Source organism: Pseudomonas sp. PICF141 (assembly GCF_002286815.1).
GTDB lineage: Bacteria > Pseudomonadota > Gammaproteobacteria > Pseudomonadales > Pseudomonadaceae > Aquipseudomonas.
Map to the genome: position 1 here is coordinate 100,328 of NZ_MUNM01000022.1, position 21,252 is coordinate 121,579.

Here is a 21,252-nt window from a genome sequence, read left to right on the forward strand (position 1 = left end):
ATAAGAACAATAAACGGAGTACGTCACCATGCTGTCCATGCAGCTTCAGGCTCGCCCGCCTGCCCGTTTTTCCCGTCTCAGCCACACCGCCCTCGCCAGTGCCGCCGCCCTCGCCGGCTTTTCGCCGTTGAGCCAGGCTGCCTTCTTCGAAGACAGTACGGCAACCTTCGAAACCCGCAACATGTATTTCAACCGCGACTTTCGCGACGGCACCAGCGCCCAGCAATCCAAGCGGGACGAATGGGCCCAGGGGTTCATGCTCAATCTACAATCGGGTTACACCGACGGCACCGTGGGGTTCGGTGTCGATGCGCTGGGCATGCTGGGGGTGAAACTCGATTCAAGTCCGGATCGCACCGGCACCGGCCTGTTGCCGACCCATGACGACGGGCGCGCGGCGGATGAATATTCCAAGCTCGGCCTGACCGGCAAAATGAAAATCTCCGCCACGGAACTGAAAATCGGCAGCCTGATTCCGGAATTGCCGATTCTCAAAGCCAACGACGGGCGCATTCTGCCGCAGACCTTCGAAGGCGGTCTGCTGACCTCCAAAGAAATCAAGAACCTGACCTTCACCGGCGGGCGCCTGGAGAAAGCCAAGGACCGCGACAGCACCGACTTCGAGGACATCGCCCTCAACAACAAAAACAGCCGTTTCGCCGGCACCGTGGCCGGCAAGCACTTTGATTTTGGCGGCGTGGATTACAAGTTCACCGACAAGATCACCGGCAGCTACCACTTCGCCCAACTCGATGAAGTCTATAACCAGCATTTCCTTGGCGTGGTCGCCTCGCAACCGTTCGGCCCCGGCACGTTCGGCACCGATCTGCGATTGGCCGTCAGTGACGACGAGGGTGCTGCACGGGGCGGCAAGATCGACAACCAATCCCTGAACGGGCTGGTGAGCTATGCCTTGAGCGGGCATAAATTCAGCGCCGGTTATCAGCACATGTCCGGTGACAGTGCCTTCCCCTACGTCGACGGCAGCGATCCTTACCTGGTCAACTTCGTGCAGATCAATGACTTTGCCGGTGCCGAAGAACGCTCCTGGCAGGCACGTTACGACTATGACTTCGCCAAACTCGGCATTCCCGGCCTGAGCTTCATGAGCCGTTACCTGAGCGGCGACAACATCAAGCTCAAGAACGGCGACGAAGGCAAAGAGTGGGAACGCAACACCGAGATCAAATACGTCGTACAAAGCGGCACCCTCAAAGATGTCGCTGTGCGCCTGCGCAATGCCACCTACCGCTCCAATTATTCCGCTCGCGATGCCGATGAAGTGCGTCTGCTGGTGAGCTATAGCGTTGCCCTTTGGTAATTCAGTACGTCCATAACAAAAACTCCAAGGAGACTCGAATGAATCTGTCATTGCGTAAAGTTGCTCTGGCCGCTGGCGTCATGTTGTTCGCCGGCCAATTGATGGCCGAACCCAAACGCCCGGAATGCATCGCCCCGGCCTCGCCAGGCGGCGGTTTCGACTTGACCTGCAAACTGGCGCAGAGCGCGCTGGTGAATGAAAAACTGCTGACCAAACCGATGCGCGTGACCTACATGCCCGGCGGTGTCGGCGCGGTGGCGTACAACGCGGTGGTCGCTCAGCGTCCGGCCGATGCCGGCACGCTGGTGGCGTGGTCCAGCGGTTCGTTGCTGAATCTGGCGCAAGGCAAGTTCGGTCGTTTCGATGAAACCAACGTTCGCTGGCTGGCCGCTGTTGGTACCAGCTATGGCGCCATTGCGGTGAAAAGCGATTCGCCTTACAAGACCCTGGACGATCTGGTTCAGGCACTGAAGAAAGATCCGAGCAAAGTGGTGATCGGTTCCGGCGGCACCGTCGGCAGCCAGGACTGGATGCAGACGGCATTGATCGCCAAGGCAGCCGGAATCAACCCGCGCGACTTGCGTTATGTCGCCCTCGAAGGCGGTGGTGAAATCGCCACCGCCCTGCTGGGCGGCCACATCCAGGTCGGCAGCACCGACATCTCCGACTCCATGCCACATATCCAGAGCGGCGACATGCGTCTACTGGCGGTGTTCTCCGAGAAGCGTCTGGACGAGCCGGAAATGAAAGACATTCCGACCGCTAAAGAGCAAGGCTACGACATCGTCTGGCCAGTGGTTCGCGGCTTCTACCTCGGGCCAAAAGTCAGCGACGAAGACTACGCCTGGTGGAAAAACGCCTTCGACAAACTGCTGGCGTCCGAGGATTTCGCCAAATTGCGCGATCAGCGTGAACTGTTCCCGTTCGCCATGACCGGCCCGGAGCTGGACACCTACGTGAAGAAGCAGGTCGCGGACTACAAAGTGCTGGCCAAAGAGTTCGGCCTGATCCAGTGATCGCCTCTGTCTAGCGGCCACGGCCCCGGTTCTCGGGGTCGTGGCCCAGGAGTTCCTCATGCTCATACAACGCATTTTCGCTTCAGTGCTGTTGCTGGCCTGCATCGCTCTGGCCCTGATGGCGTGGCCGTATCAGGCGGCTTTTTCCTACGAACCGGTCGGGCCTCGGGCCTTCCCGCTGCTGATGCTCGGCCTGATGGGCCTGGCTTTGCTGTACATGGTATTTCGACCGACGCCGATCGTGCACAGCGACGATGACCCGAAACTGGACCGCGAAACCCTGATCAAAATCGGCATCTGCGTGCTGCTGCTGCTGGTGTTCGCCGGGACCTTCGAACCTCTTGGCTTCATCGTCGCCAGCATTCTGATCGGCGTCCCGATGGCACGTCTGTATGGCGGCCGCTGGCTGCCTAGCACGGTGATCATCAGCCTGATGGCCATCGGTCTTTATCTGCTGTTCGACAAGTTGATGGACGTGCCACTGCCGCTGGGCGTGCTCGACGTTCTGGAGAACTGATATGGATACTCTTGGCTATTTGGGTCAGGGCTTTGGCGTCGCGCTGAGCCCGTACAACCTGGTGACCGCGCTGTGCGGCACCCTGATCGGCACCGTCGTCGGGCTGTTGCCCGGATTGGGGCCGATCAATGGCGTGGCGTTGCTGATTCCAATCGCATTCGCCCTCGGTCTGCCACCGGAGTCGGCGTTGATCCTGCTGGCGGCAGTGTACCTGGGTTGCGAATACGGCGGCCGGATCAGCTCGATCCTGCTGAATATTCCGGGCGAAGCCTCCACCGTAATGACCACCCTCGACGGTTACCCGATGGCCCGCAAAGGCCTGGCCGGTGTAGCGCTGTCGCTGTCGGCGTGGAGTTCGTTCATCGGCGCGCTCATCGCGACCTGCGGCATGGTGCTGTTTGCCCCGCTGCTGGCGAAATGGGCGATTGCCTTTGGGCCGGCGGAGTATTTCGTGCTGATGGTGTTTGCGATTGTCTGTCTCGGCGGCATGGCCGGCGACCGACCACTCAAGACCTTCATTGCGGCGCTGATCGGTCTGTTTCTGTCCTGCGTCGGGATCGACGCCAACAGCGGCGTATACCGTTTCACCGGGGACAATATTCACCTGACGGACGGTATTCAGTTTGTCGTGCTGGTATTGGGCCTGTTCTCCATCAGCGAAATACTCCTGCTGCTGGAAAAAACCCACCGCGGCCAGGAAGCGGTGAAAGCCACCGGGCGCATGATGTTCAACTTCAAGGAAGCTTCGGCGGTGTTCCTGGTAAACATCCGTTGCGGTTTGCTGGGCTTCATCATGGGCGTATTGCCGGGTGCCGGCGCGACATTGGCCAGCGCTGTGGCCTACATGACGGAGAAACGTATCGCCGGCGCCAAAGGCACGTTCGGACAAGGTGACATGCGCGGCCTCGCGGCGCCGGAAACCGCCATTGGTGGCGCCGCCTGCGGTGCTCTGGTGCCGATGCTGACCCTCGGCGTTCCGGGTTCGGGTACGACGGCGGTGATGATCGGCGCACTATCGCTATACAACATCACCCCTGGCCCGCTGTTGTTCCAGCAGCAACCGGACATCGTCTGGGGCCTGATCGCGTCGTTGTTCATCGCCAACGTGATGCTGGTGATCCTCAACATTCCGATGATCCGCATCTTTACCCGCATCCTCGCTGTGCCTAACTGGGCGCTGGTGCCGGTGATCGCGATCATCACCGGGATCGGTGTGTATGCGGTGCATGCGACAACGTTCGACTTGTTCCTGATGATCGGCATCGGCATCTTCGGCTACATCCTGCGCAAGCTAGACTTCCCGTTGTCGCCCGTGCTGCTGGGCTTCATCCTCGGTGGCCTGATGGAACAAAACCTGCGTCGCGCCCTGTCGATTTCCAATGGTGCGCTGGAAATCCTCTGGTCGAGCCCGATCACATTCGGTTGCTGGGTGTTGACTGCAATCATGCTGCTGATGCCGCTGCTGCGGATCTGGCGCAAACGTGCGGTTGCCCGGCACGCTATCGCCGATGTCTGATCGCTCCCCGTTCAAAAGCTGGTGGGGAACACCGCTGGTCGGTCTGCTGGGCGGCTACCTCGCCAGTCAGATCGGCTGGCCACTGCCGTGGATGGTCGGCTCGTTGCTGGCAATTATCCTGGTGCGTTGCCTGACGCCCTGGCAATTGGCGGAAATCCCGGGCGGGCGCAAATGCGGCCAATGGGTTGTCGGCATCGGCATCGGCCTGCACTTCACTCCGGTGGTGATGGAGCAGGTGCTGAGCCACTTTGGTCTGATCTTCTTCGGTGCTTTGGTCACCAGCCTGTCCGCCGTGGTCGGGGTCTGGTTGATGCGGCGTACCGGGGAAGATCGCGCCACTGCATTCTTTTCCAGCATGCCCGGCGGCTCCGGGGAGATGGTCAACCTTGGCGCTCGCAATGGTGCAGTACTCAGCCGTGTTGCGGCTGGGCAGAGTTTGCGGGTGTTGGTGGTGGTGTTGTGTGTGCCGGCGGCCTTCAAGTATTTGATGGGCGATGGTGCGCCGATCGCCCATGCCGGCAGCGTCGACTGGCGCTGGCTGGCCATTCTGTTCCCGGCGGGCGCCCTTGCCGCCTGGATCTGGGAGCGGCTGCGCCAGCCCAATCCCTGGCTGTTCGGACCGTTGCTGGTGAGTGCTACGGTGAGCATTGGCTGGGACTTGCACATCGGTCTGCCCAACGGCGGCAGTCAGATCGGCCAGTGGCTGATCGGCAGCGGGCTGGGATGTCACTTCAATCGGCAGTTCTTCCGGCGGGCACCGTCGTTCATGGGCCGAACCTTGCTTGGCACAGTGTTGACCATGTTGATCGCGACCCTGGCGGCATTGGGGTTGAGCGCGCTGACCCATCTGGATCTGCGTTCGCTGACCTTGGGCATGATGCCCGGCGGGATCGCCGAAATGAGCCTGACGGCGGAGACCTTGCAATTGTCGGTGCCGTTGGTGACGGCCATGCAGGTGATGCGGTTGTTATTTGTACTGTTTCTGGCGGAGCCATTGTTTCGGTATTGGAACCGGGAGCCGGACTCTCCCTGATAGAGCCCTGTGGCGAGGGGGCTTGCCCCCGTTCGGCTGCGAAGCAGTCGCAAAATCTGAGAATTCGGTGTTTTTAGGGCCGCTGCGCGACCCAACGGGGGCAAGCCCCCTCGCCACAAATGCCCGCGAAGCTTTTTAGACCGACGGCAATCGCCACTCGATCGGCGTCTCGCCGTTCTGCTCCAGAAACTTGTTCGCCCGGCTGAAGTGCCCACAACCAAGGAAGCCGCGATAGGCGGATAACGGCGAAGGGTGGACCGAGGTCAGCACCAGGTGTTTGGTGGCGTCGATGAGTTTCTGCTTGCTCTGGGCATGTGCGCCCCACAGCAGGAACACCAAATGTGGCTGATGCTCGCTGACCACTTCAATAATCCGGTCGGTAAAATGCTGCCAGCCCTTGCCCGCATGGGCGTTGGCATTGGCGCGCTCCACGGTCATGGTGGTGTTGAGCATCAACACGCCCTGCTCTGCCCAACTCTGCAGATAGCCATGGTTGGGGATGTCGATGTTCAGGTCGCGCTTCAATTCTTTATAGATATTCACCAACGATGGCGGTGCCGGCACGCCAGGTTGCACCGAGAAGCACAACCCGTGGGCCTGACCCGGGCCGTGATAAGGGTCCTGTCCGAGGATGACCACTTTGACCTTGTCCAGCGGCGTGGAATTGAGCGCGTTGAAAATCATTGGTCCGGGTGGATAGATCTCTTTGCCCGCCGCGCGCTCCTGTTGCAGGAATGTGCGCAACTCTGCCATGTAAGGCTGGTCGAATTCGGCACGCAGAGCCTCCTTCCAGCTCGGTTCGAGTTTGATACGGTCGTCAGCAGTCATGGTTACATCCGGCAAAAACAATGGGGCGAACCCTAGGAAACCCTGTCTCCCTTGTCAATTGATCCGATACAGATCCGGCACTTTCCTCTAGAGCGATCATACTAAACGCTCAATTTACCGATCGAGGTCACGATGAATCTGCACTTCGAAGAACTCACCGGCACCGACGGCGCACGCATCGGCATCGCCAGCCTGGATGCCGAAAAATCCCTCAATGCCCTCTCCTTGCCGATGATCAACGCCCTGCGCGATCAACTGGACGCCTGGGCCAAGGAGCCCCAGATCGTTTGCGTACTGCTGCGCGGCAATGGCGCCAAGGCTTTTTGCGCCGGCGGCGAAGTACGCAGCCTGGTGGAAGCATGTCGCGCCCATCCCGGCGAAGTGCCGCCTTTGGCCGCACATTTCTTTGCGGCAGAATATCGCCTCGACTTCAACCTGCACACCTACCCGAAACCGCTGATCTGCTGGGGTCATGGTTATGTGTTGGGCGGTGGCATGGGGTTGTTGCAAGGGGCGAGCATTCGAATCGTCACGCCGAGCAGCCGGTTGGCGATGCCGGAAATCAGCATCGGCCTGTACCCGGACGTCGGCGCCAGTTGGTTTCTGTCGCGGTTGCCTGGCAAGCTCGGATTATTTCTCGGCCTGACCGGTGCCCAGCTGAACGGTCGCGATGCGATCGATCTGGACCTCGCCGACCGCTTTCTGCGCGATGATCAACAACATGAGCTACTCGAAGGTTTGCTGCAACTGAACTGGCAGGAACAGACAGCCATGCAGCTCAACAGCTTGCTCAAGGCCTTGCAGCAGGAAGCGATCACACAACTGCCCCAAGCGCAGTGGCTGCCTCGACGCGAGCTGATCGACGAACTATTGGATGTCAGCGACGTTCGTTGCGCCTGGAAGGCCATTTGTGCGCTGCGCGATCATGCCGACCCGCTGCTCGGTCGTGCCGCCAGAACCATGGCTGAAGGCTCACCCTTGACCGCTCATCTGGTGTGGGAACAGATTGTTCGCGCCCGGCATCTATCGTTGGCTCAAGTCTTTCAGATGGAATACACCATGAGCCTCAATTGCTGCCGTCATCCGGAGTTCAGCGAAGGTGTGCGGGCGCGGTTGATCGACAAGGACCAGAAACCTCACTGGCACTGGCCAGACATCAATACTGTGCCGGAGGCGGCGGTGGAGGCGCATTTCCATAAGGTCTGGGAAGGACGGCATCCTCTGGCGGATTTATCGGAATACTAAAATTCAGGCACAAAAAAAGCGGCGCTTCATGCGCCGCTTTTTTATTGGATGTTTACCAGCGATGGCCTCGGCCATCGTGATCGCCACCACGGTGATCGCTTCTATGGCCCCTATCGCCACGATGATCTGACCTGCTGTGGCCTCGATAGCCATCACCCCGACCGCTGCGGTGACGGCCATCCCAGCCCCTGCGGTCATGACGGTCCCATCCACGATTCTGATAGACCCGGTAGTCTGCACGCGGTGCGGGCTGGTAATAGCGCGGTGCCGGTTGATAAACCCGCGGCTGGTGGTAATAACGCGGGGATGGCTGGTAATACCGTGCAGGCGGTGAGTAATACCTGCGCGGTGCGGTGTAGTAACGGCTGTCGGAGTAATAAGACCCGCCACCGGAATAATACGGCGCTGGGGACGTGTAGACCTCGGAACGGTAATAGCCCGACCCTCCATCGGAATAGGGCACGCATGCACCAAGAGACAATCCCGATAAAACAATCAGCAGAATTTGGCGGAGCTTTTTTTGACAGAGCATGGCGGCCTCCTGGACCGCGGGTGAGCCATACCAGCGACGCTGGCAGGCGACAGTCAATGGTTCGGCGACTGTCGAAATATCAGACAGTGAATTCGGAATCTGGTGCGCTTCTGCAACACGTTGAAACAAGTAGCCGATGAAAGGTTTTTCATCTTTCCCACCAGAAAAACGGCGCGCCCGGGAAGCCGGACGCGCCGTGGTATTCGTGAGCTGATCAGCGATGCCCGCGATGATATCCGCCGCGATGGTGATGACGGGGACCACTGAAATAATAGTAACGATAGCCCCCGTAAAAACGCGGGCCGCCATAGTAGTAAGGCGAGTAGTAGTAATAGCCGGGGTAGTAATAGGGGGCCGGATAGATATCGGCGCCACCGGCATAGTAGTAACAACCGGACAGGCCCAGACCAAAAAATGCACTCAGCAATATTTGGCGGAGCTTTTTTTGACAGAGCATTGAGGCCTCCTGAAAGACCTGCAAAAGCAGTCGACTGACATCCGTTTTGACCTTTAAACCGGTACCGAGTGCCAGACGGTTCCGGCCTTCGGATCAGCGGCCAGCTGCAGCCGGCTTGCGCATGGCTGCTTGCCGGCCGATCATGCGCAGCTTCGGGCCAGATAAACCGGCCGTAATCGAATGCCCTTCATGAACAAACCTGACCTCTGCCCGGCTTGCGGCGCCTCCAATGACTGCAGCCTGGCTGACCCGCGAACCGTCGATCGTGCCTGCTGGTGCTACGGCGTCAGCATCGATCCGGCGGTGCTCCAGGCATTGCCCAGCGAATTGCGCGACAAGTCCTGCCTGTGCCCGGCCTGCGCTCAGGTCGAGATGCAGTTGCAAGCAGTCGCCTGGCCGATCGCCTAAGATGCGCGCCCCTTTTCCCTCGATCACTCGTCATGCGCGTTGACCGCTTCCTCAGCAATCTGCCCCGCTTCAACCGTAAGCAGGTACGCCTGTTGCTGGTGGAAAAACGCGTCAGGATCGACGGCACTATCGTTTGCGACCCCCACGCCGAAGTACTCGAGTTCAGCCGCGTGGAAGTCGACGACGAAGTGCTGCAAGTCGGCAAGCCGGCCCGCTACTTCATGCTGCACAAACCACCCGGCTGCGTCAGTGCCACCCGCGACCCGCAACACCCGACCGTGCTCGACCTGATCGACGAACCGGACAAGGAAGACTTGCACATCGCCGGTCGCCTGGACTTCAACACCACCGGCCTGATGCTGATCACCAACGATGGCAGCTGGTCCCGACGCCTGACCCAACCGCAGACCAAACTGCCCAAGGTCTACTATGTCGAAACGGAGCAGGACATCACTGCCGAATACGCGATCACCTTCGCCAAAGGGCTGTATTTCGCCTTCGAAAACCTCACCACACAACCCGCCGAACTGGTTGTACTCGGGCCAAAATCCGCGCGCCTGAGCATCGTCGAGGGCCGCTATCATCAGGTTAAACGGATGTTCGGCCACTTCGATAACAAGGTGATACGCCTGCACCGCGAACGCATGGGGTCGCTGGTGCTCGACGCTACGTTGAAGCCCGGCGAATACCGGCCGCTGAGCAGCGATGAGATCCGAATGATCTAAGCAGGCGACCGCTCAGCAGAAGCCGCTGAAAATTTTACGAAAGATACTTGCGCGATGACGTGACCCCTGCTTGAATCAGGACGTCGGCGCGAAATGTGACCGACGAGTCACCAAAACTACTCTAAGAAACTTTTTGCCGGTAGAGAACCTCAGGTTCCGCCTTCCCCCGGCAAACTGCCCGCTTATAACAATACCCGTCGACCAGCGTGCAATGGATCGACATGGGCCTTCAAAAATTCCAGGCGTATGCCTACCTGTCACAAAGCTCGTGCAATCTGATTTGCGCGCATACCCGCTTGCCAGGAGTCTTATGTCATGAGGCCAGAAATCGCTGTGCTGGATATACAAGGTCAGTATCGGGTTTACACGGAGTTCTATCGCGCAGACGCCGCAGAGAAGACCATTATTCTGGTCAACGGATCGATGTCCACGACTGCGTCGTTTGCACAGACCGTGAAAAACCTTTATCCGCAGTTCAATGTGGTGTGCTACGACCAGCCCTATGCGGGCAAGTCCAAGGCTCACAACCTGCATGAAAAAATGCTGACCAAGGAAATCGAAGGGCAGATCCTCCTGGAGCTGATCGACCATTTCGCCGCCGAACACGTGCTGTCGTTTTCCTTTGGTGGCGCCGCCACGCTCGTCGCCCTCGCCCATCGGCCGCGGCGCATCGAGAAGGCTGTGATCAGCTCGTTCTCGCCGGTGATCAACGGGCACATGCGCGACTACCTGGAGCGCGGTGTCGATTACCTCGGCAGCCGTGACGGTAATCGTGTCGGCCATTTGGTGAACAGCACCATCGGCAAACACTTGCCTTCGCTGTTCAAGCGTTTCAACCACCGTCACGTCAGTTCGTTGGCCGAACATGAATACGGGCAAATGCACTTTCACATCAGCGACGTGCTCAATAGCGATCGCAACTGCTATCTGAACACGGCAAAGAAAATCAATGTGCCGGTGCTGTTCATGAACGGCGAATGGGATGAGTACACCGCCGCTGACGATGCCAGGCTGTTCGCCGGCCATGTGCAGCACAGCACCTTCACCACCCTTCAGGCCACCGGCCACTTTCTGGACATGGAACACAAAACTGCCTGCCAAGACAGCCGTAACGCACTACTGGGCTTCTTGAAACCGGCGCAACACGAAAGCCGACCGCGTTACCGCTACGTCCAGGACCACCATGCATTGGCAATCTGAAACAGAGTCATCGCGAGCAAGCCCAGCCCTGTAGGAGCGAGGCTTGCCCGCGAATGACCGCAATGCGGTCTCTGCTTTCGTTTCCCCCGTGTTCCCCGTGTTAAAGCCATCGCGTGCAAAGAAAAACTTCATTTTCACGCCCACATCTGGTACAAAGTCAGCCGCTCTGAGCGGGTGTCGTATAATGGCATTACTCCAGCTTCCCAAGCTGATAACGAGGGTTCGATTCCCTTCACCCGCTCCAATCGAATTTTTGTCTCACGTCAGTTTTTGACGGGGGATGCAGGTAAAGAAAACCGGCCTTGATGGCCGGTTTTTTTGTGTCTGGGGTTTGGTGGAATCGGGCTCTGAGACGTCCCCCAATATCCGCTGATCGATGAGTAAGTGCGCTCGGGACATTAGCGACTACCCTGAAGTCTGTTAGCGTTTTTTTCGAAAACCCCGGATTTATTATCAGATTTCATCAAGCGTTAACATTTTCATAGGGTTTGGGATTCCTCTACGAATAGCTGACAGGAGAACGCCTGGATGTGGCGCTGCAATGCCGAACTCGTCGGCGCACGACAAGCCCAATGCCGCCATCCAAGCCTTGACGCCACCATCCCAACATGCTAGCGAATGCTATACTTCCTACGAATTGCATCAAGCGTGCAACGTTCCCCACGTGCACAGACATCGACTGCAAATCTCGGTTAAAGGCTGCAGGACAAAGGAGGTCTGCAGCCGACACGAGATGGGAGGTGTGGCATGAATCGGCACTATTACATCAGTGAAAATCTCGATGATCTCGAGGCCGTTGAAAATGAACTGGAAGCCAACGGCATCAATACCGAACAAATTCATGTGCTCAGTGAACAAGTTGCCGAGGTTGAAGAACATCACCTCCACGAGGTCAACTCGTTAATGAAACAGGACGCTGTTCACTCTGGCGAGATTGGTGCGCTGATCGGCTTGCCGCTCGCGGCGCTGGTCCTGGGCGGCGCCTATTGGCTGGGTTGGACTGAATCCGCCGCAGGCTGGGTACCTTTTATCTTCCTGGCCATTGTCATATTTGGCTTCTGCATCTGGGAAGGCGGCTTTTTTGGTTTCCAGGTGCCGAATGCTCATTTCCGCAATTTCAAACAGATGGTAGAAGAGGGAAAACATATCTTCTTCGTGGATGTTGAACCGGATCAGGAACCGGTATTGAACCGGGTCATCGAACATCATCCAGCGCTGACGATTGCCGGCACGGGAACGGCAGCCCCCCACTGGACAGTGGCCTGGCAGCACAAATGGCATCAGTTCAAGCGAGTGATATCCGGTTAGCCCGAAAGATTCAAGGCCAACCGGAAGCTGCCTATTGGCCGAAGGAAATGACCCGGCTGAGGAACACATAATCTGCTTCGGAGGCCATCAGTCCGACGAGCACCAGCAAACTCAACGGTGGCACCAATATGGCGTAGACCATGGCCAACCGTTCCCAAGCCATGTGCATGAAAATGGAGACAATCAAACCTGCCTTCAACAACATGAAAATGATAATCAGGGACCACCGCAGGTAACCCTGAAAGTGAAAATAGTCGACGAGATACGACAGCGTGCTGAGGACAAACAACAGCCCCCAGATCTTAAGATACAAACTGATTGGATGTTGCTGACCCTGAGCATGTGCCATCACCAAGTGCTCCTCTACCATAAATAGAAGAAAGCAAAAATAAACACCCACACCAAATCCACGAAGTGCCAGTAGAGCCCGGCTATCTCGACGTTATGATAGTTTCCGGAGCGCTCATAATCCCCTCGCAATACTTTCATCGCCACAATGCTGAGGTATAGGGCGCCGATTGACACATGCAGGCCGTGGAAACCGGTAATCATGAAAAAGCTGGCTCCAAATTGCGCCGCCCCCATCGGATTGCCCCACGGACGCACCCCTTCTGCGATGAGCTTGCTCCATTCAAATGCCTGCATACCGACGAAAGTCACACCCAAGGCAGCGGTCGCCAGCATCAGGGCAGCTGTTTTCGCGCGATTACGGCGATAGGCGAAATTAACGGCCATGGCCATGGTGCCGCTGCTACTGATCAGCACGAAGGTCATGATGGCGATCAGAATAAGCGGGATTTCTTTACCAGCAATCGTCAAGGCGAACACTTCACTGGGGTTTGGCCAAGCGGTGGTGATGGTCATGCGTACCGACATGTAGCCGGTCAAAAAACAGGTAAAGATAAACGTATCGCTGAGCAGGAATATCCACATCATCGCCTTGCCCCAGTGGACCTGCTTGAAAGCTTCCTTGTCCGAGGCCCAGTCGCTGACGATGCCCTGCCAGCCTGGTGGCGACATGACGGGGGAATTGGATGAATCGGACTCGCCGGGGGTGAGCGGGTGCGTTGCCATGGCTTTTCACCTCAGGCCGCAGAATCTGGCGATGGCTTCATAGGTTTGCGGCGTGCTGGCCAATAAAGCGAACAGCACGAACCAAAGACCCAACAAGTAATGCCAATAGAGGGTACAGAGCTCTACGCTGGCGCTGAGTTGCGCCAAGGGCACGCGATGCAGGAATTTAGCGACGATGATGCTCCAGGCTATCAGCCCGCCCAGCAGATGAAGCCCATGCAGGCCGGTCAACAAGTAGAAGAAACTGTTAGCCGGATTGCTGGCGATAAAGTAGCCCCAGGCGACAAACTGCTGCCAGACCCACAGTTGCCCTATCAGAAAGGCAATCGCAAATACGCCCCCCAATGCAAATCCAATGGCCGTTGCGCCCAGTCGAGCCTGCCGGGCAGCCATACGCGACCACTGCAGTGCAATGCAACTGAAGACCAGAAAAGCCGAATTCAGCCATAGCTGCCAGAGATCGGCTAACGGTGCCAAGGGGTCTGTCAGGGGGAGCCAGTCAGCCATTTGCGAACGGGCAATGAAGGCGAAAAGAAAGAGAAAGAACAACGAACTCACCACGACCAGAAACAAGCGCAGGCCCACTTTTGCGGTATGGCTTCTAGCGGAAGCCTCGGCGGCCTGAATACCGTCAGGATCGTGGTTCCAACTGCCGCCTGGGTCAGCACCGTCGGCGGTTCTCAATAGCAGCCTTTTCATGTTTTAACGTCCGCTATTCTGGCTTCGGCACTCTGTTGCCGCATCTGCTCCAGCTCCTCGGCGGAGACCGTTTGCGGAACGAAGTCCTGCTCTATCCCCGGCACACTGTAGTCATAGGCCCACCGATGCACGACCGGCAACTTCGCTCCCCAGTTACCGTGTATCGGCGGTGTGTTCGGCGTTTGCCATTCCAGACTCGCCGCTCCCCACGGGTTACTGCCTGCGGGCTTACCCTTGAATGCACTCCAGGCCAGGTTGAACAGGAACAGCAACTGCGCAACGCCAACGGTCAATGCGACTACCGTGATAAAGGCATTCAACTCTTGCGCCGACTGCGGGATGAACGCGTAGTTTTCAAAGGCGTAGTAACGACGCGGCATACCCTGAAAACCCAGGTAGTGCATGGGGAAGAAGATGGCGTAGGTACCCAGAAAGGTTATCCAGAAATGCAACTTGCCCAGGGTGTCGTTCAACATGCGCCCGGTGACTTTCGGGAACCAATGATAAATGCCGCCGAACACCACCAATACCGGTGCGACCCCCATGACCATATGGAAATGGGCAACGACGAAATAAGTGTCCGAGAGCGGAATATCCACGATCACATTGCCGAGAAACAATCCGGTCAGACCGCCGACCAGGAATGTGACGATAAAGGCCAGGGCAAACAGCATCGGTACGGTCAGATGGATGTCGCCCCGCCACAGGGTCAGCACCCAGTTATAGACTTTCAGTGCGGTCGGCACCGCGATGATCAAGGTGGTGACGGCGAAGAAAAAGCCAAAGTAGGGGTTCATCCCACTGACATACATATGGTGCGCCCAGACCACAAAGCTGAGTGCGCCAATTGCAATAATGGCCCACACCATCATTCGGTAGCCGAAGATATTTTTACGCGCATGCGTGCTGATCAAGTCGGAGACCAGACCAAACGCAGGAAGAGCCACGATGTAGACTTCCGGATGACCGAAGAACCAGAACAGGTGCTGGAACAGTATCGGGCTGCCACCCTGGTGATCGATCTGCTGCCCCAGCGAGATCATCGACGGCATAAAGAAGCTGGTGCCCAACAATTTGTCGAACAGCATCATCACTGCACTGACGAACAACGCCGGGAAAGCCAGCAAAGCCATGATCGAGGCCATGAAGATTCCCCATACGGAGAGCGGCATGCGAAATAAGGTCATGCCGTGCGTGCGCGCCTGCAACACCGTGGTGACGTAGTTCAGCCCGCCCATGGTGGCTGCAACAATAAAAATAGCCAGCGAGACGAGCATCAGGACGATGCCCCACTCGACCCCCGGTGTTCCCTGAGAAATGGACTGTGGCGGATAAAGCGTCCAGCCCGAACCGGTGGGACCGCCGGGGACAAAGAAACTGGAGAGCAATATCACTACCGCAAGCAGGTAGAACCAGTAACTCAGCATGTTGACATAGGGGAAGACCATGTCGCGGGCGCCCACCATCAGCGGGATCAGATAGTTGCCGAAGCCCCCCAGAAACAAGGCCGTGAGCAAATAAATGACCATGATCATGCCGTGCATGGTCATCGCCTGATAGTAAGCACTGGCGTCCATGAATTCCAAAGCGCCGGGAAAGCCAAGTTGTATACGCATCAAACCGGACAACACCACGGCGATAACGCCCACGAATATAGCCGTCAAGGAATATTGAATGGCGATGACCTTGTGGTCCTGACTCCAGATATATTTGGTCAGGAAGCTTTTAGGCTCGTGGAGTGTTTCTGTTTCGGCTTGCTCCGCATAGGCCATCACGTCATCCTCCGGTTCGAAGTTTCGGTGCATTCCTGGCGACTTACGGTTACTTCCCTGGCTCCGCCTTGCTCGCATCAGCGTCGGCATTCGCTTTGGATTTGATAAAAGCGATCAGTGCCTTCAACTCCTTCTCATTCGGAGCATAGGCCGGCATGACGGCTGCATAGCCTTTGACCAGTCTGGCGCCGGGATCAAGAATCGATTCCTCTAGATAACCCTCATCGACCTTGATACTCGTTCCGTCGGAAAGGGTTTCGGTCTCGTCAAACAGGCCTTGCCAGCTGGGGCCGACCCCCTTGCTGCCATCGACACTGTGGCAGGCCAGACAGCCGAGCGACTCGGCCAGCCGCTGCCCCTGCGTCGCCAAGTCGTCACCTCTGTCCAGCTTTTCGCTGGCAGAAGGTCCTTGCTGTGCAACACCGAGAGATTTGATCAGGGCGACGATAGCGTCCAGTTCATCTTCAGTGAGAGTATAGGCCACCATCACTGGCGGGTAGCCCTGTACCAGTCGGGCCTTCGGATCGAGGATCGACTCTTTCAGGTAGGCCTCATCGACCAGCGCACTGGTGCCATCGGCAAACTGTTCGGTGCGACCATACAGCCCCTTCCATCCCGGACCGAGACGGGTACTGCCATCCTGGCTATGGCAGGCACTGCAGCCGTATGTTTCGACCAACGCGCGACCTTTTTCCAGCACACTGTCCTGACTGGGTTTGGCCGCTGTCGCTAATGTCTGCGCAAAAGTCGGTTGGCTGTTCAGCCATTGATCGAAGGCGCCCTGCTCTTCCACGATCATTTGACCGCGCATGTTGTAATGTCCGACACCACAAAACTCAGCACACAGAATTTCATACTTGCCGGTTTGAGTCGGTGTAAACCAAAAGTACGACACCATTCCCGGCACCATGTCCATCTTGCTGCGAATTTGCGGGATATAAAAATTGTGCAGTACATCTTTAGAGCGCAGTAAAACTTTTACTGGCTGATCGAGCGGAAGGCGAACTTCATTGTTTTTTATAAGCACATCGTCCTGACCAACAGGGTCTTTTGGATCCAGGCCAAGGGGATTGGTGAATTCAACAAATTTGATATCCGATTTACCCAGCTTGCCGTCCCGGCCGGGAAAACGAAAGGCCCACTGCCACTGTTGGGCGACCACTTCAAGTTCATAAGCATTTTTCGGCACCCGGATAAAGTCATTGTAAACAATCAGGCCTGGCGCCAACATCGCGGCAATACCTATCGAGGTCACGATAATCAACCATGTTTCCAGTTTTTTACTTTCTGGTTGATAGTGCGCCTTGGCCCCCTCCTTGTGACGATAACGCATGACGGCTACCGCCATAAAGACCGTGATGGCGATGAAAAATACTCCACTGATAATCAGGGTGATGAACAGAGTGGCATCTATAGACCCCCAGTTGGAAGCTGCCGGGGTCGCCTGCCAAGGCGCTATTAGATGGAACAATACGGATGCAATAACGATTAGTATCAGGATAATTGCTATTGCCATTTTCTGTTCATCCTATTCCTGTTGTTCACTGGTTATGCAAACGCATCGCCACTGACGTCCAAGCAGGGCAGAAAATACCGTCCCATTCGGCGGTAAAGTCAGCACGAAGTATAGTGCATGGATGGAACAAGTGCTTTTTTGAACAACCTGATACAGGGACATTCCAACGAACATTAGTTAATCGTTTAAAGCAATTCGCTACATACAACTATGGATATTCGGCATTACGTTTCTATGGACTAAACGGGCGTAGCGGACAGCAAGCGAGATCAGGGGCCAGCTATACTCAACCCTGATGACGGGATCACAGAACGAGCCAAAAAAGCGGATGGTTTGACAAGACACGAGCGCTACACAATCCCAGCAGTCCACGACGGAGGTTTCGTCATGAGCAACCTGACGATCAAAGGCTGGTGCAAAGCCAGCGGTGAGCAAAAGTCCAGCCAAATAGGTGAGATCAGCTTTGATGTCGATGGCCCCCTCCACCTGCGTCTGGAGGAAGCCGAAGAACACCTGCAGAAAACCCATGAGCCCGAAACCATGGTCGATGTCGACATGAATTCATTGGATTTGAACTTGCCGGAGGGATACGGCCCCTTGTCCGACTGCAAAATGCGCGTGTACTTACAGCACGAGCGCGGTCAATTCCATTTGGTCGGGCATCAAGCCAAGGATGGAAGCTTGATCTATTCCAACGCGGTTTTGATTGATCAGCTGATTTAGAAGCTAGATTGGTTTTCCTTCAGGTTCGATTGCCCGCTGCCCGCGCCAATGCAGAAAAATCAAAAACCGGTCCGAAGTGACCGGTTTTTTATGCATGAAATTGATCTCCCTCGCTCTTCAGCACCTCGGCAAAACCCTGCAATACAGAGAGCCGGCCCTTTCCCGAGCCATCGCAAAATGCCCTCCTAGACTCATTTCATGTCGCTAACACATCGGCCTCCGGATGGCATCGGTGGTTATAGTGTTGATTAATGAATTTCAGTAGGTATAGTACCCACAAGCACACCACAGGGAGGTGATGTGAATAGCCGTTTTTTGATAAGCCAAATCGTTGCAGATGGCTGGTATCTGGTACGAATCAAGGGTAGCCATCACCATTTCAAGCATCCGACCAAACCAGGGCTGGTAACGGTTCCTCATCCAAAAAAGGATCTGCTGAAAAAAACAGCCATCAGTATTTTGCAACAGGCGCTGCTCTGACGAGACAAGGACAGCGCCTTCGGAGGATGACAAAACATGCTTTACCCAATTGCGATTTCCATGGGCGATGATGAACACGCCTGGGGCGTGGAAGTACCGGATATTCCGGGTTGCTTCTCCGCCGGGGAGGATCTGGATGACGCCATGGCCATGGCACGCGAAGCCATCGAAGGCCACTTCGAAATATTGGCCGAAGACGGCTCCCCGATTCCACCCGCTAACAAAGTGACCTTGCATGCAGCCAATCCGCAGTACGCAGGGTGTACGTGGGCCGTGGTGGACATCGACGTCACCAAATACCTGGGCAAAGCCCAGAAACTCAACATTACCCTGCCCGGGTACTTGCTCAACCGTATCGACGAATACGTACTGCATCATCCAGAAGAAAAAAGTCGCTCCGGATTTCTGGCGTCGGCCGCACTCAAGGTTTTGCAGCAGGGCTGATAGTTCGACGGTGGGTCAACCAAAGGGACAAACGACCAGGCGCGTCCCTTTGTCGGTCAGCGCGTCGCCACTATGAACAACCGCGGAAATGGCAACAGCACCGAACCATCGCTCAATGCCGGATAGGCCTTCTCGATCTCTGTTAGATACTGCTTGAGATATTGCTCCCGCTCCGCTTCATTTAGCGGCTCCAGAAAAGGCCGCAAACCGCTGCCCTTGAACCACTCGACCACGCCCGATGCACCGTCGGCGAGAGCATGATAGTAAGTGGTGCGCCATACATCGACCCGACTGCAGTGGGCACGCAGCATTGAGTAGTAACCACCCGCATCCTCCATTTCCGTTCGCAGGCCAGCGACGCTGGCCAGTTTGTCAGCCCAAGGGCCGTTCGCTGCGATTTCGCGCATCAACCTGTGCGACGGTTCGTTGAGGTTGTCGGGCATCTGAATCGCCAGGCTACCACCAGGGGCAAGCCTGGCCACCAATGACGGTAACAACCGGGCGTGATCAGGCAGCCATTGCAACACCGCGTTGGCGAAAATCACATCGAACGGGCCGGCATCGTTCCAGACATCGATGTCTGCGGTGTCGAATTGCACCTGAGGCAAACGCTGGCGGGCGGCTTCGATCATATCGGGTGAACTGTCCAACCCACGTACCGCGGCATTGGCAAAGCGTTGCACCAGCAACTCGGTGGAATTACCGGGACCGCAACCGATGTCGATGGCCGATCGGACATCCATTGGGGGAATGGCGGCCAGCAAATCACGCGCCGGGCGCGTGCGCTCATCTTCAAACGCTACGTATTGTTTGGCGGACCAACTCATATCGTTCTCCTGCTGTGCATGGTTGTAGACAGAGGCAGACAACCGGTTCGGTACGATACATCGACCGGTCACTCTGCCCAACCTGACTTCGGAGGAGACATGAATCTGAATGGCCAATTTCTTATCGCCAATTCATTGAGAGCAATAACCGTTCGTCGACAGTCGCACAAAGCGATTTTGACAGTATAAAAATGGCATCTATAGTCCTATTCGCGGCCTGTTGGAAGGAACCCAACCCGTCATTTCAAGGCAAGGAGCAAGGCCAGCTCGCACCCGTGATCGAGTGGGTTCCCCCGTAGTGTGTCCGCAACGGCCGCAAGGCAAACAAGCGTTGTCGTACCTGGCAGGTAGCCAGGTAATCACTCTGTTCAAGGAGCTTTACTATGTCTCGAGTCACGGATGTACTTGTTTCGATCGACACCGAAACCATTCTGAAAAACTACCCCAACATCAGCAAAAACCCTGCTGCGCCGACGATGATCGACGTCAATCACGTATACATGGTGACCAATCAGAACAACGTGGTGAGTGGCCAGGCCGGTGGTGAGCTCAACCTGAAAGCACAGGTAGGCGATCTGATTCGCTGGCGTGAAACCAGCCTGTCGCTGGGCTTCGAGCAAGCAGTTATTTTCTACAAGTTCGTCGGTAACGCAGGCAACGAGTTGATCTCTACGCCCACGCCACGCAAGGCTACCGCCTCCTTTGCAGTCCCCAACACCAGCAATCCGTCGGTGCCCAGCTGCCAGAAGGTCGATAACCATTACTGGTCTTCGGAAACCCTTGCCTGCGGCAGCGTGACCTATCACTTCCAGTTTCTGATCGTGAATCGCGACTGCCAGATCATCGGCTGCTGCACATGGGATCCGTTCATTACCATCCATAACTGATGCTGGAGCGGGCTCCTTGGCAACGAGGGGCCTACCAGGCTCGTTGCCGCCTCGGCTGGAATGGATTTCTTGCGTGACCGAAGCGGCTATCGATATGCGTCAACATCATGAAAGGAATCCATGATGACTTCAGAACCGATTACCTCCCCTTCGGCGAGCGTCGTGACAGTCAACAATGTGCTGCTGATCGTCGATGCCGAATCGCTGCTTTCCCGTTATCCGCAACCCAGTCTTGAATCGCAGAACCCGACGGTGATTGAAGATGGCTTCATCTTTCCCGTGACTAGTAGCACGACGACACAAAGTGCTGAAAATGACAGCAAAATAACGCTGACCGCCAGCAACGGAAAGGTCTTCCATATTCGCGGCAGAACCGTCAGCCTGCTGACCGAACATACGGTGGTATTTCACGACCTGACGGTGGACGACGCCGGGGTTCTTTCGCCGCCCAAACTGATCGTTCACAGCGACCAGACAGTCCCCGCGCCCGACCCCGCCAACCCGACGCAACCGGGCAGTCACAGCGCCGATGATCATTATTGGGAGTGTTCGCAACTGAGCGCGGGCGTGACGGCTTGCGAACTGAACTTCGTGCTGATCAACCAGAGTTGCGAAGTGTTGGGGTATTTCAGCTGGGAGACTGAGGTGACGTTGTCGGCGTGAACCAGACACGTACAAAAGCCGGTCTCAAGGGCTTATGCCGGTCAGAATCGTCAAATGCAAG

General features: G+C 56.5%; 24 protein-coding genes and 1 tRNA gene. 16 read left to right on the forward strand and 9 right to left on the reverse strand.

Annotated features, from left to right (window positions below; all coding sequences use genetic code 11):
• Positions 1-28: 28 nt before the first annotated feature.
• The 5 genes from BZL43_RS03280 to BZL43_RS03300 are packed head-to-tail and all read left to right on the forward strand — an operon-like array spanning position 29 to position 5,403.
• Complete coding sequence (locus tag BZL43_RS03280; protein WP_095630976.1) at positions 29-1,321, forward strand: OprD family porin; 1,293 nt, start codon at positions 29-31, stop codon at positions 1,319-1,321.
• Positions 1,322-1,359: 38 nt separating this feature from the next.
• Positions 1,360-2,337, forward strand: coding sequence for a tripartite tricarboxylate transporter substrate binding protein (locus BZL43_RS03285; protein ID WP_095630977.1), 978 nt, complete (start codon positions 1,360-1,362; stop codon positions 2,335-2,337).
• Positions 2,338-2,395: 58 nt separating this feature from the next.
• Entirely contained in the window at positions 2,396-2,854 is a 459-nt protein-coding gene (locus BZL43_RS03290; protein WP_095630978.1) for a tripartite tricarboxylate transporter TctB family protein, read from the forward strand.
• Between the two features lies 1 nt (position 2,855).
• The gene (locus tag BZL43_RS03295; RefSeq protein ID WP_095630979.1) at positions 2,856-4,370 is read left to right on the forward strand and encodes a tripartite tricarboxylate transporter permease; all 1,515 of its coding nucleotides are present in this window, start codon (positions 2,856-2,858) and stop codon (positions 4,368-4,370) included.
• Positions 4,363-5,403, forward strand: coding sequence for an AbrB family transcriptional regulator (locus BZL43_RS03300; protein ID WP_095630980.1), 1,041 nt, complete (start codon positions 4,363-4,365; stop codon positions 5,401-5,403). Before BZL43_RS03295 ends, BZL43_RS03300 begins: the two co-directional genes overlap by 8 nt.
• 135 nt (positions 5,404-5,538) lie before the next feature.
• On the opposite strand, the gene ung is transcribed toward BZL43_RS03300, so the two are convergent.
• Complete coding sequence (gene ung / locus BZL43_RS03310; protein ID WP_095630982.1) at positions 5,539-6,231, reverse strand: uracil-DNA glycosylase; 693 nt, start codon at positions 6,229-6,231, stop codon at positions 5,539-5,541.
• Between the two features lie 132 nt (positions 6,232-6,363).
• On the opposite strand from ung, the gene BZL43_RS03315 reads away from it, so the two are divergent.
• Positions 6,364-7,476, forward strand: coding sequence for an enoyl-CoA hydratase/isomerase family protein (locus BZL43_RS03315; RefSeq protein WP_095630983.1), 1,113 nt, complete (start codon positions 6,364-6,366; stop codon positions 7,474-7,476).
• Positions 7,477-7,528: 52 nt separating this feature from the next.
• On the opposite strand, the gene BZL43_RS28450 is transcribed toward BZL43_RS03315, so the two are convergent.
• Both BZL43_RS28450 and BZL43_RS03325 read right to left on the reverse strand, forming a co-directional pair.
• Positions 7,529-8,008, reverse strand: coding sequence for a hypothetical protein (locus BZL43_RS28450; RefSeq protein ID WP_095630984.1), 480 nt, complete (start codon positions 8,006-8,008; stop codon positions 7,529-7,531).
• Between the two features lie 214 nt (positions 8,009-8,222).
• Positions 8,223-8,465: a hypothetical protein gene (locus tag BZL43_RS03325; RefSeq protein ID WP_095630985.1), complete on the reverse strand. Its 243-nt coding sequence runs from the start codon at positions 8,463-8,465 to the stop codon at positions 8,223-8,225.
• Between the two features lie 189 nt (positions 8,466-8,654).
• On the opposite strand from BZL43_RS03325, the gene BZL43_RS03330 reads away from it, so the two are divergent.
• The 5 genes from BZL43_RS03330 to BZL43_RS03350 all read left to right on the forward strand — a co-directional run bounded on the left by BZL43_RS03330 (position 8,655) and on the right by BZL43_RS03350 (position 12,106).
• Positions 8,655-8,873, forward strand: a complete 219-nt coding sequence (locus tag BZL43_RS03330) for a cysteine-rich CWC family protein (protein ID WP_095630986.1) — start codon at positions 8,655-8,657, stop codon at positions 8,871-8,873.
• A 32-nt stretch (positions 8,874-8,905) separates the two neighbouring features.
• On the forward strand, positions 8,906-9,598 hold the full coding sequence (locus BZL43_RS03335; RefSeq protein ID WP_095630987.1) for a pseudouridine synthase: 693 nt from the start codon (positions 8,906-8,908) through the stop codon (positions 9,596-9,598).
• A 315-nt stretch (positions 9,599-9,913) separates the two neighbouring features.
• Positions 9,914-10,798: an alpha/beta fold hydrolase gene (locus BZL43_RS03340; RefSeq protein WP_095630988.1), complete on the forward strand. Its 885-nt coding sequence runs from the start codon at positions 9,914-9,916 to the stop codon at positions 10,796-10,798.
• A 170-nt stretch (positions 10,799-10,968) separates the two neighbouring features.
• Positions 10,969-11,042 (forward strand) — tRNA-Gly (locus BZL43_RS03345).
• A gap of 503 nt (positions 11,043-11,545) precedes the next feature.
• The gene (locus BZL43_RS03350; protein ID WP_095630989.1) at positions 11,546-12,106 is read left to right on the forward strand and encodes a hypothetical protein; all 561 of its coding nucleotides are present in this window, start codon (positions 11,546-11,548) and stop codon (positions 12,104-12,106) included.
• A gap of 31 nt (positions 12,107-12,137) precedes the next feature.
• On the opposite strand, the gene BZL43_RS03355 is transcribed toward BZL43_RS03350, so the two are convergent.
• Genes BZL43_RS03355 through BZL43_RS03375 form a run of 5 tightly spaced genes read right to left on the reverse strand, consistent with a single transcriptional unit; the run spans position 12,138 to position 17,167 of the window.
• On the reverse strand, positions 12,138-12,455 hold the full coding sequence (locus tag BZL43_RS03355) for a cytochrome C oxidase subunit IV family protein (protein WP_095630990.1): 318 nt from the start codon (positions 12,453-12,455) through the stop codon (positions 12,138-12,140).
• Positions 12,456-12,469: 14 nt separating this feature from the next.
• Positions 12,470-13,180 (reverse strand): heme-copper oxidase subunit III family protein, encoded by a 711-nt coding sequence (locus BZL43_RS03360; RefSeq protein ID WP_095630991.1) that lies wholly within the window; start codon positions 13,178-13,180, stop codon positions 12,470-12,472.
• Positions 13,181-13,186: 6 nt separating this feature from the next.
• Positions 13,187-13,879 (reverse strand): cytochrome c oxidase subunit 3, encoded by a 693-nt coding sequence (locus BZL43_RS03365; RefSeq protein ID WP_095630992.1) that lies wholly within the window; start codon positions 13,877-13,879, stop codon positions 13,187-13,189.
• Positions 13,876-15,651: a cytochrome c oxidase subunit I gene (gene ctaD, locus BZL43_RS03370; protein ID WP_095630998.1), complete on the reverse strand. Its 1,776-nt coding sequence runs from the start codon at positions 15,649-15,651 to the stop codon at positions 13,876-13,878. Before ctaD ends, BZL43_RS03365 begins: the two co-directional genes overlap by 4 nt.
• Positions 15,652-15,700: 49 nt before the next feature.
• On the reverse strand, positions 15,701-17,167 hold the full coding sequence (locus BZL43_RS03375) for a cytochrome c oxidase subunit II (protein ID WP_095630993.1): 1,467 nt from the start codon (positions 17,165-17,167) through the stop codon (positions 15,701-15,703).
• Between the two features lie 387 nt (positions 17,168-17,554).
• Here BZL43_RS03375 and BZL43_RS03380 point away from each other — a divergent pair, with 387 nt between their 5' ends.
• The 3 genes from BZL43_RS03380 (at position 17,555) to BZL43_RS03390 (ending at position 18,814) form a co-directional block, all read left to right on the forward strand.
• The gene (locus tag BZL43_RS03380) at positions 17,555-17,890 is read left to right on the forward strand and encodes a hypothetical protein (RefSeq protein ID WP_095630994.1); all 336 of its coding nucleotides are present in this window, start codon (positions 17,555-17,557) and stop codon (positions 17,888-17,890) included.
• A gap of 300 nt (positions 17,891-18,190) precedes the next feature.
• A complete protein-coding gene (locus BZL43_RS03385; protein ID WP_048394018.1) occupies positions 18,191-18,370 on the forward strand; it encodes a type II toxin-antitoxin system HicA family toxin in 180 nt (59 codons plus the stop codon).
• Positions 18,371-18,406: 36 nt separating this feature from the next.
• Positions 18,407-18,814, forward strand: coding sequence for a type II toxin-antitoxin system HicB family antitoxin (locus tag BZL43_RS03390; RefSeq protein WP_008074516.1), 408 nt, complete (start codon positions 18,407-18,409; stop codon positions 18,812-18,814).
• Positions 18,815-18,870: 56 nt separating this feature from the next.
• Here BZL43_RS03390 and tam read toward each other — a convergent pair whose 3' ends face one another.
• Complete coding sequence (gene tam / locus BZL43_RS03395; protein WP_095630995.1) at positions 18,871-19,641, reverse strand: trans-aconitate 2-methyltransferase; 771 nt, start codon at positions 19,639-19,641, stop codon at positions 18,871-18,873.
• 383 nt (positions 19,642-20,024) lie between these two features.
• On the opposite strand from tam, the gene BZL43_RS03400 reads away from it, so the two are divergent.
• Together BZL43_RS03400 and BZL43_RS03405 are read left to right on the forward strand one after the other, a co-directional pair.
• Entirely contained in the window at positions 20,025-20,528 is a 504-nt protein-coding gene (locus BZL43_RS03400; RefSeq protein WP_095630996.1) for an inclusion body family protein, read from the forward strand.
• Positions 20,529-20,651: 123 nt separating this feature from the next.
• A complete protein-coding gene (locus BZL43_RS03405; protein ID WP_095630997.1) occupies positions 20,652-21,191 on the forward strand; it encodes an AidA/PixA family protein in 540 nt (179 codons plus the stop codon).
• Positions 21,192-21,252 lie beyond the last annotated feature (61 nt).

Excerpts from the sequence above, each read along its gene's own strand:
- BZL43_RS03390 (WP_008074516.1), top strand. The coding sequence starts at position 18,407 with ATGCTTTACCCAATTGCGATTTCCATGGGCGATGATGAACACGCCTGG.
- BZL43_RS03325 (WP_095630985.1), bottom strand. The coding sequence starts at position 8,465 with ATGCTCTGTCAAAAAAAGCTCCGCCAAATATTGCTGAGTGCATTTTTT.
- BZL43_RS03290 (WP_095630978.1), top strand. The coding sequence starts at position 2,396 with ATGCTCATACAACGCATTTTCGCTTCAGTGCTGTTGCTGGCCTGCATC.
- BZL43_RS03285 (WP_095630977.1), top strand. The coding sequence starts at position 1,360 with ATGAATCTGTCATTGCGTAAAGTTGCTCTGGCCGCTGGCGTCATGTTG.
- BZL43_RS03355 (WP_095630990.1), bottom strand. The coding sequence starts at position 12,455 with ATGGCACATGCTCAGGGTCAGCAACATCCAATCAGTTTGTATCTTAAG.
- ctaD (WP_095630998.1), bottom strand. The coding sequence starts at position 15,651 with ATGGCCTATGCGGAGCAAGCCGAAACAGAAACACTCCACGAGCCTAAA.
- BZL43_RS03280 (WP_095630976.1), top strand. The coding sequence starts at position 29 with ATGCTGTCCATGCAGCTTCAGGCTCGCCCGCCTGCCCGTTTTTCCCGT.
- BZL43_RS03315 (WP_095630983.1), top strand. The coding sequence starts at position 6,364 with ATGAATCTGCACTTCGAAGAACTCACCGGCACCGACGGCGCACGCATC.
- BZL43_RS03330 (WP_095630986.1), top strand. The coding sequence starts at position 8,655 with ATGAACAAACCTGACCTCTGCCCGGCTTGCGGCGCCTCCAATGACTGC.
- BZL43_RS03350 (WP_095630989.1), top strand. The coding sequence starts at position 11,546 with ATGAATCGGCACTATTACATCAGTGAAAATCTCGATGATCTCGAGGCC.
- BZL43_RS03360 (WP_095630991.1), bottom strand. The coding sequence starts at position 13,180 with ATGGCAACGCACCCGCTCACCCCCGGCGAGTCCGATTCATCCAATTCC.
- BZL43_RS03400 (WP_095630996.1), top strand. The coding sequence starts at position 20,025 with ATGTCTCGAGTCACGGATGTACTTGTTTCGATCGACACCGAAACCATT.
- BZL43_RS03340 (WP_095630988.1), top strand. The coding sequence starts at position 9,914 with ATGAGGCCAGAAATCGCTGTGCTGGATATACAAGGTCAGTATCGGGTT.
- BZL43_RS03300 (WP_095630980.1), top strand. The coding sequence starts at position 4,363 with ATGTCTGATCGCTCCCCGTTCAAAAGCTGGTGGGGAACACCGCTGGTC.
- BZL43_RS03295 (WP_095630979.1), top strand. The coding sequence starts at position 2,856 with ATGGATACTCTTGGCTATTTGGGTCAGGGCTTTGGCGTCGCGCTGAGC.
- BZL43_RS03375 (WP_095630993.1), bottom strand. The coding sequence starts at position 17,167 with ATGGCAATAGCAATTATCCTGATACTAATCGTTATTGCATCCGTATTG.
- tam (WP_095630995.1), bottom strand. The coding sequence starts at position 19,641 with ATGAGTTGGTCCGCCAAACAATACGTAGCGTTTGAAGATGAGCGCACG.
- BZL43_RS03380 (WP_095630994.1), top strand. The coding sequence starts at position 17,555 with ATGAGCAACCTGACGATCAAAGGCTGGTGCAAAGCCAGCGGTGAGCAA.
- BZL43_RS28450 (WP_095630984.1), bottom strand. The coding sequence starts at position 8,008 with ATGCTCTGTCAAAAAAAGCTCCGCCAAATTCTGCTGATTGTTTTATCG.
- BZL43_RS03405 (WP_095630997.1), top strand. The coding sequence starts at position 20,652 with ATGACTTCAGAACCGATTACCTCCCCTTCGGCGAGCGTCGTGACAGTC.
- BZL43_RS03335 (WP_095630987.1), top strand. The coding sequence starts at position 8,906 with ATGCGCGTTGACCGCTTCCTCAGCAATCTGCCCCGCTTCAACCGTAAG.
- BZL43_RS03365 (WP_095630992.1), bottom strand. The coding sequence starts at position 13,879 with ATGAAAAGGCTGCTATTGAGAACCGCCGACGGTGCTGACCCAGGCGGC.
- ung (WP_095630982.1), bottom strand. The coding sequence starts at position 6,231 with ATGACTGCTGACGACCGTATCAAACTCGAACCGAGCTGGAAGGAGGCT.